Annotated in this window: 6 protein-coding genes and 3 pseudogenes; 2 read left to right on the forward strand and 7 right to left on the reverse strand. The window is 48.5% G+C overall.

Annotated features, from left to right (window positions below; translation table 11 throughout):
- The 6 genes and pseudogenes from IM515_RS25820 to IM515_RS25825 all read right to left on the reverse strand — a co-directional run.
- Positions 1–211, reverse strand: a pseudogene (locus tag IM515_RS25820) (IS5/IS1182 family transposase); the annotation flags it as partial.
- A gap of 235 nt (positions 212–446) precedes the next feature.
- Positions 447–2189, reverse strand: a complete 1743-nt coding sequence (locus IM515_RS00530; protein ID WP_287695538.1) for a family 2A encapsulin nanocompartment cargo protein cysteine desulfurase — start codon at positions 2187–2189, stop codon at positions 447–449.
- Positions 2155–3087, reverse strand: coding sequence for a family 2A encapsulin nanocompartment shell protein (locus tag IM515_RS00535; RefSeq protein WP_002750434.1), 933 nt, complete (start codon positions 3085–3087; stop codon positions 2155–2157). Before IM515_RS00535 ends, IM515_RS00530 begins: the two co-directional genes overlap by 35 nt.
- 77 nt (positions 3088–3164) lie before the next feature.
- Positions 3165–4124: a serine O-acetyltransferase EpsC gene (epsC, locus tag IM515_RS00540; protein ID WP_287630078.1), complete on the reverse strand. Its 960-nt coding sequence runs from the start codon at positions 4122–4124 to the stop codon at positions 3165–3167.
- On the reverse strand, positions 4121–5101 hold the full coding sequence (cysK, locus tag IM515_RS00545) for a cysteine synthase A (protein ID WP_287630077.1): 981 nt from the start codon (positions 5099–5101) through the stop codon (positions 4121–4123). Before cysK ends, epsC begins: the two co-directional genes overlap by 4 nt.
- A 574-nt stretch (positions 5102–5675) precedes the next feature.
- A pseudogene (locus tag IM515_RS25825) lies at positions 5676–6187 on the reverse strand (hypothetical protein); the annotation flags it as partial.
- Between the two features lie 200 nt (positions 6188–6387).
- Here IM515_RS25825 and IM515_RS00560 point away from each other — a divergent pair.
- Together IM515_RS00560 and IM515_RS00565 are read left to right on the forward strand one after the other, a co-directional pair.
- Entirely contained in the window at positions 6388–6816 is a 429-nt protein-coding gene (locus IM515_RS00560) for a QcrA and Rieske domain-containing protein (protein ID WP_287630075.1), read from the forward strand.
- Positions 6817–7296: 480 nt separating this feature from the next.
- Positions 7297–7410 (forward strand): annotated as a pseudogene (locus tag IM515_RS00565) (type II toxin-antitoxin system Phd/YefM family antitoxin); the annotation flags it as partial.
- Between the two features lie 26 nt (positions 7411–7436).
- Here IM515_RS00565 and IM515_RS00570 read toward each other — a convergent pair.
- Positions 7437–7546 (reverse strand): transposase (locus tag IM515_RS00570; protein WP_190538260.1); only part of this gene is annotated, 110 nt, incomplete at its 5' end.

Raw genomic sequence — 7546 nt, forward strand, 5'->3', positions numbered from 1 at the left:
GATGTCTTAAATAAACCAACATTAGAACAATTTGTTCCTCTTCTGATAATTTAGGAGGTGTTCCGCTTCCTGGTTGATTAATCCTAATTTTGGTTTTTTCGATTTCTGATTGGTTTTTCCGATGTATAAGTTTTCCAAGGGCCATCAGTTGTTCTAGTTGTTGGTAGTCAATCCCTAATAGTCTTTTAGTTTGTTTCGGATATTTTTGAATGTATTCCTAGGTGTAGTTTTTCATGGCTTTTTTTGAGTCACTATTTGTTTTATTATATCCTATTATTGTGATTTAATTAAATTAGGTCGAGGTCTACTTCCATCTAAAAATTGAGAAAAAAGCAAAACCTCCTGTTATACCATAAAAAAATTATGCAGGAGGTCTATTTTAAATAGGTGGCAGTTTAGGGGGAACTGGAATAGGTGTACAAGCTGCCCCACCTATGACCGTCAGTTTATTGGCGTTGCAGACGTTCCAACGCGGCCACCAGCGCATCCACCTCGGCCTTAGTATTGTAGAAAGCCAAGGAAGGGCGCACCGTTGCCTCTAGACCAAAGCGTCGCAGAATGGGTTGAGCGCAGTGATGGCCTGCCCGCACGGCAATCCCTTCCCGATTCAGGGCCTGTCCGATGACTTCCACATCAAATCCCTCCAGCACAAAGGAAAGCACGGCAGCCTTATCGGCTGCCGTCCCAATCAAACGCAGGCCCGGGATGGTTGTCAGTCCCGCAGTGGCGTACTCCAGAAGTTCATGCTCATAATTGGCAATGGTGGTCAAACCAATCTGCTGAACATAATCCAAGGCCGTCCCTAAGCCAACGGCATCGGCAATATTGCCCGTTCCAGCCTCAAAACGAGTGGGAGCCGCCTGATACACGGTGCGCTCAAACGTCACATCCACGATCATGTTGCCGCCGCTTTGCCAGGGAACCGTGGCATTCAACAGGTCTTCTTGACCATAAAGTACCCCGATCCCTGTGGGACCAAAGACTTTATGTCCGGAAAAGACGAACCAATCACACCCTAATTGTTGAACATCGATCGGAATGTGGGAAACCGATTGAGCGCCATCTAACAAGACTTTGGCTCCGACCCGATGGGCTAAGTCAATAATTTGTTTAGCCGGGGTAATGGTTCCCAAGGCATTGGAAACATGGGAAAAAGCCACCAGTTTTGTGCGGGAGTTGAGTAACTGTTGGTACTCTGCCAGTAAAATCTGCCCGTGGTCATCCACAGGGACAACCCGCAATTTTGCTCCCGTTTGGGCGGCTAGTTGCTGCCAAGGCACAATATTGGCATGGTGTTCTAGATGGGTGAGGACAATCTCATCCCCCGCTTGTAGGGTTTGTTGTCCCCAGCTTTTTGCCACCAGATTAATGCCTTCCGTTGTTCCCCGCACGAAAATGATTTCGTTGACAGATGAGGCATTGAGAAAACGGCGTACCGTTTCTCTGGCCGCTTCGTAAGCATCTGTGGAGCGGGCCGCTAGTTCATGGGCGGCACGATGCACATTGGAATTTTCATGGCTGTAGAAATGAACGAGGCGATCGATGACTGCTTGGGGCTTTTGAGTTGTTGCGGCATTGTCGAACCAGATCAGCGGTTTGCCATTCACCCGTTCTTGCAGGATGGGAAAATCCAGGCGAATGGTATGAACATCAAAGAAGCTAGGTCTTTGAACGCTTCGCCCGCTGGCATGGGGGACAAAAAGGGGATCGATCCCCGGTACTTGAACAAGCTGGCCCGGTTTGGCCACTACCGCCGGAATGTCGGGGATTTTTGTTTCTAACTCTTCAATGAAGTAGAAAGGGGAGGTTGCTAAGGGTACAGCGAAGGGTTTACCCTGAGCTACGTCGAAGGGAACTGTAGGCCGTTCGCCCACAGCAGCCAGGGAGGTTGCGGGGGTAGCTGGCAAGTCCAGATGGGGGGGAATCGCCGCGGCGGATGGCACCAGATCATCCCGAACTGTACTCAACCCCTTCGCCGCCCCGGCCTTAAGGTCGTGCCGTTGTAGTTCTTGAATTATCGTCTGGGCGAGATGCTCAAGAAGGTCAGGTTGAAATAAGGGGTTAAGAGAAATATTCTCGACCTCAGTTGGGGCAGTGGTGGGCGGGGATAGAGCGGGTAGATTCCCCCCCACCTTTTCAGGGATCAGTTCAGGGTTAGTCATAGTCGTAGATGTGGTATTGGTTAACATCAACGTTCTCCAGTACGGCCGCCGCATCGTCGGTCAACACTGCCAACGAACAGTAGAGGGAGACTAGGTAAGAGGCGATCGCCTTGCGACTAATCCCCATAAATCGCACCGACAAGCCAACTCCCTGTTGACCGGGTAAATTGGGCTGATAGAGACCGACCACCCCTTGACGGCTTTCTCCTACCCGCAATAACAAAATATTGGTTTTGCCTTGTTCATTCACAGCCAACTTATCGGAAGGAATCAAAGGCACGCCCCGCCAGGTAATAAACTGAGACCCGAATAATGACACCGTGGCAGGGGGTACACCCCGTCGGGTTGCTTCTCGGCCAAAGGCGGCGATCGCTTTAGGATGGGCGAGGAAAAATGCCGGTTCCTTCCACACCTTCACCAGCAACTCATCCAAATCGTCTGGCGTGGGCGCACCATTGCGAGGTTGTACTTTCTGGGAATCAACAATATTGTTCAGCAATCCGTACTCATGGTTGTTGATCAACTCATTTTCTTGACGTTCCTTCAGGGTTTCGATCGTCAGCCGCAATTGTTCATGGATCTGATCGTGGGGACTGCTGTAGAGATCGGACACGCGAGTGTGAACATCCAGTACCGTATTCACCGCACTCAAGAAATACTCCCGGGGGGTCTCTTCGTAATCCACAAAGGTTTCGGGCAGCTCCCGCTCGTCTCGTTCAGAGCAGGCCACCTCAACCCGGGAAGCATCCCTGACTTTATTGAGACGATAAATCCCCGCTTCAACGGGTAGCCAATGCAAGAGGCGAACGAACCACCGGGGTGAAATGGTCAATAACTGAGGAACGGTCTTCGTGGCATTGGCTAACTGCCGAGCGGCAGCATCTCCCAAAGCCAGTTGCAATTCATGATCTTGGGTATAGGTCATTGAGTTAAATCCTCCAATTCAAAAAAAAAGTAACAAAGCGACTGTTATGGCCGAACAATCACAGCCCGGACAGCCCCTCAAATTCCAGAGCCGTCATCAAACATTTCCTGTCGTAGTTGCGCCTGGGAGACAAAACCCCCCGGCGGCACACTGCGGGTTAACCAAACATTTCCACCGATGGTGGCGCCCCGACCGATAGTTACCCGACCGAGAATCGTTGCACCTGAGTAAATCACCACATCATCTTCAATAATCGGATGACGGGCTTGACCTTTGATCAAACCGCCCGATTCGTCCCGGGGAAAGCTTTTCGCCCCGAGCGTGACCGCTTGGTAAAGACGCACGCGATCGCCAATCACCGTGGTTGCCCCAATCACAACCCCCGTCCCATGATCGATAAAGAAGCTATTGCCAATCGACGCGCCGGGGTGAATGTCAATCCCCGTTAAGGAATGGCCAATTTCACTAACAATCCGCGCCAACAAGGGAGAGTCCAACCGATACAGGGCATGGGCAATGCGGTGATAAGTGATTGCCGTTACCCCGGGGTAACAAAACAACACTTCATCTAAATTTCTGGCCGCCGGATCACCTCGATAGGCCGCGGTGATATCGGTTTCCAGCAGAGCTTTCAGATGGGGTAATTGAGTGGCAAAGGCTTGTACCGTCCCTTGGGCGTGAGTCTCAATCCGGTCTGCATCCAAGTGCAACTGTGATCCCAGCAACCACTGTTCACGACAAACCTGGTGATGCAGCAGTTGCAAGACTTCATTGAGGGTATGACCGATAAAATAGCGGCTGGATGTTTCGCCTAAATCGGGATTGCCAAAGTGATAGGGAAAGAGAACGGCGCGCAGTCGATCGACAATCCGAAATAAGGCCTCACGGGAGGGTAAAGGGAAATGGCTTCGTGATTGAGACCAACTGTGGAACGACTCGCCACGAGGTTTGGACAATTGAGCGATAATTTCATCGAGATCCAAGGACAAGGTCGGTTGGGAGAGAGCGCTGGAACTGCTCGGATGCTCGCTCGTCATGCCACTAACCCTTGCTCATTAAATACCCCTTGGAACAGGATGGAACTCAAGTACCGTTCCCCGGAATCTGGCAAAATCACGACTATGGTTTTGCCTTGGTGTTCGGATTGTTGTGCCAAGCGAGCGGCGACGGCGGCGGCGGCACCGCAGGAAATGCCGGAGATAATCCCTTCTTCCTTGGCCAATCGTTGGGCATAAAGAATGGCCTCTTCGTTGGCAACGGTTTCAATCCCATCCACGAGGGATAAATCCAGAACGTCGGGAACAAACCCCGCCCCAATGCCCTGAATTTTGTGAGGGCCAGACTTTAAGGGCTGACCTGCCCTAGCTTGGGATAGTATGGGGCTGGCTTCTGGCTCCACTGCTACCGATAAAATCGGTTTTCCTTGGGTTTTTTTGATGTAGCGCGAAACTCCCGTAATGGTTCCGCCCGTTCCCACACCCGACACGAGAATATCGATCGCCCCATCTGTGTCCTGCCAAATTTCGGGGCCGGTGGTTTCCTCATGGATGCGGGGATTGGCAGCATTGCGGAACTGTTGCAACAACACATAGCGATCGGGATTAGACGCGGCAATTTCCTCTGCCTTTGCCACTGCTCCGGTCATGCCCTTAGTCCCTTCTGTTAACACCAGATTGGCTCCATAGGCGAGCAACAGTTTGCGCCGCTCCAGGCTCATGGTTTCTGGCATGGTCAGGGTTAGGGGAATCCCCTTAGCGGCGGCTACAAAGGCTAGGGCAATGCCTGTATTGCCACTGGTGGGTTCAACCAGTTCTTTGCCCGGCCCCAATAATCCCCGTTGTTCCGCATCCCAGATCATGGCCGCACCAATACGACATTTGACTGAATAGGCTGGATTGCGACCTTCAATCTTGGCCAGAACCGTGGTGTGATTGTTGCCAACGACTCGATTAAGACGCACTAGAGGAGTCCGCCCGATCGACAAACTGTTATCTGCGAACCATTTCTTACTCACAAAATGGCAACTCCATGATTAAAATACGACAGTTCACCAGATTGGCTCATCCTGAATTCATTTAAAATTCATTTTGAATCCATTTGAAATTCATTCTAGCCTATGCACTATCAACCTCTGGTCAAGCTAAACAAATCTTTACAATCAAGGGGGGTAGGCGATCGCTGAGGTTGAAGAATCAAGGTATAGGAGGGCGGGAAGTGGAGATCAGGGAGCGGGTTTTTAAAGTTGGATTGGGAGTTAATGATCCGCTGCCCGCGAATTTAAATTGCTTGTTGAGATAAGGCAAGAGACAACATCCTACCTTGCCCCCCGATGTCGGGGGGGGTTGGGGGGCGGGGGAGATTCAGCTAATCTAAGGATAGGCGGTTAAAATGCGTCTTAGCTTACTATTAAAAATTGTTTTGATCTAAGATTTAGTCAGCAATATTTTATTGGGAGTATCAAACAATAGAACCAATTTCTCTGATTGTCACCGCGTTGACTGGTGGTGGGGTTGCTGCGGCTAAAGATACGGCGGAAAAAGGCGTTAAAGATACATATAAAGGTTTGAAAACCTTTAACTACCACGGAGGACGGAGGACGGAGGAGTGTACCAAACTCCCAATTCTTTGCGTAAATCAGGATCAAAAGCTTGCAAAAATGGTTCATAGAAATACTGTACCGCTTGTCCCTCATCGAATTGACGAAAAAATTCCTCTCGTCGCACTCGATTTAAAGCTGCACCGGTCCAGTTCAAAACTTCTACTAATCCCAAAGATTTTAACTTACTCGGTGCGGCGATCCGCTCAAATAGGATCGCTAACATGGGAACCTGGAGATGGTGGGCTGCGGATTTCCAATCGAACTTATCCTCGCGATTGAGGTTTTCCTTGTGCCATAATACCCAAGCGGAGAATAAACCATAAAAGTGACTTCCTAGAACGTAGGTTGGGTTGAAGCATGAAACCCAACTTGCGGTTTTAGGGTTTTACCGATTTCGTTAAGGAGAGTTTCGAGAGTGCCGTAGTAGGAGGTTTCTTTTACTGCTGCTTGGGAGGAGTGGATTTCTTGCAGGTTGCGAAAATAATTGACGAGGGGATTCATTAGGAGTCTTGTGAAAACTAAAAATTGTTGTTAGGGTTAGGAGTCAGGAGTCGGTCGTCAGGAGAATTAAGAATGAATAATAATCAATGTCAGGCGTTTGCTTACTGGCCCTCTCTACTCGCACTTAGAAGTTAATTGAATGGAAAGAGCTTCTACGGTACAGTGAAAGTTAACGTTACTGTTGGAAAAAACCTAATCCCATGAATCGTCGTGAATTTGTTGCCCTCGTTGGTGTTGGCGGAGCCATGGCCTGCGCCCCAGAAATCCTAGGGACGGCTACCGACCAAGAGATGACCCCGGCCCAAGCGGCGGATGGCTTTGTGAAAGTGACGGGCATTACCCTCAAAGAATTGGAAGTCAAAGGCAGTTTTCTGGATAAAAAATCCCCAGTCGGCTCCTTGCTCCTAATCTGGGAGAAAAATACGAAAAAGATCAGTGCAGTAAACCCGACTTGTACCCATGAAGGCTGTACGGTGAAATGGAATACTGGCGCACAGATTTTAGCTTGTCCCTGCCATCCGGGAAAATTTACCGCCACTGGGGTGGTCACGAATAAACCCCCAAAACGCAATCTAACCACCTATCAAGTCAAGGTCGAAAAAGACGTTATTTTCGTGAAAAAAGCTTAACGGGGTTGAGGGAATACCATGCCTTTGGGGACACGGGTAGAATTAGTGATTCTCTACTCGCACTTAGAAATTATGTGTATTGGAAGCTTTAGTACAAATGTTCGAGCTTCCTCTCCCTGCTCCCTTCTCTCTTGCAGTCTTAACGAGTAATTTAGATAGTGGACTTCTTGCATAGTTTTTTATGGTATAACCGAGTGTTTGGCTTTTTTCTTAATTTTTAGATGGAAGTGGAAAAAAGAATAAAATGTGATCTTAGGTCAGGAAATCATCTATTAGTTGGCTCTTCGGCTCTTGTATGAGTGCATGGGTGTCTGTGTTAACCAAGAAGTTAATTTTGTCCTATTACCCGATCACACTAAGCTAAGACGCATCTTAACCGCTTATGGTTGGATTAGCTAAATCTCTCCCCCCTGGGGGGTCTTGCCTCATCTCAACATTAAACATCGACAAAATATCTACAATTAAATTAAGGAGAAAACAATGATTGAATTACATCCTGAATTCTTAATCAAAAATGGCAAAAAAGAATTTGCTGTTTTAACTTATGAGGAGTTTATAAAAATTAAAGAAATCTTAGAAGACTTAGAGGATTTGGGCTCTTCGTTACTCTTTATGCTAAATCAACAGACAAGATGCCAAGATAACATACTTCTAACCCAAAAATTACGAAAGTTTCTAAAGCCATAGCCTCTCCGTTTTATTAGTTTAAGTTTATTGTTGATTCCCTCGA

It is taken from the genome of Microcystis sp. M44BS1, from assembly GCF_020244875.1.
In the GTDB taxonomy this organism is placed as follows: domain Bacteria; phylum Cyanobacteriota; class Cyanobacteriia; order Cyanobacteriales; family Microcystaceae; genus Microcystis; species Microcystis panniformis.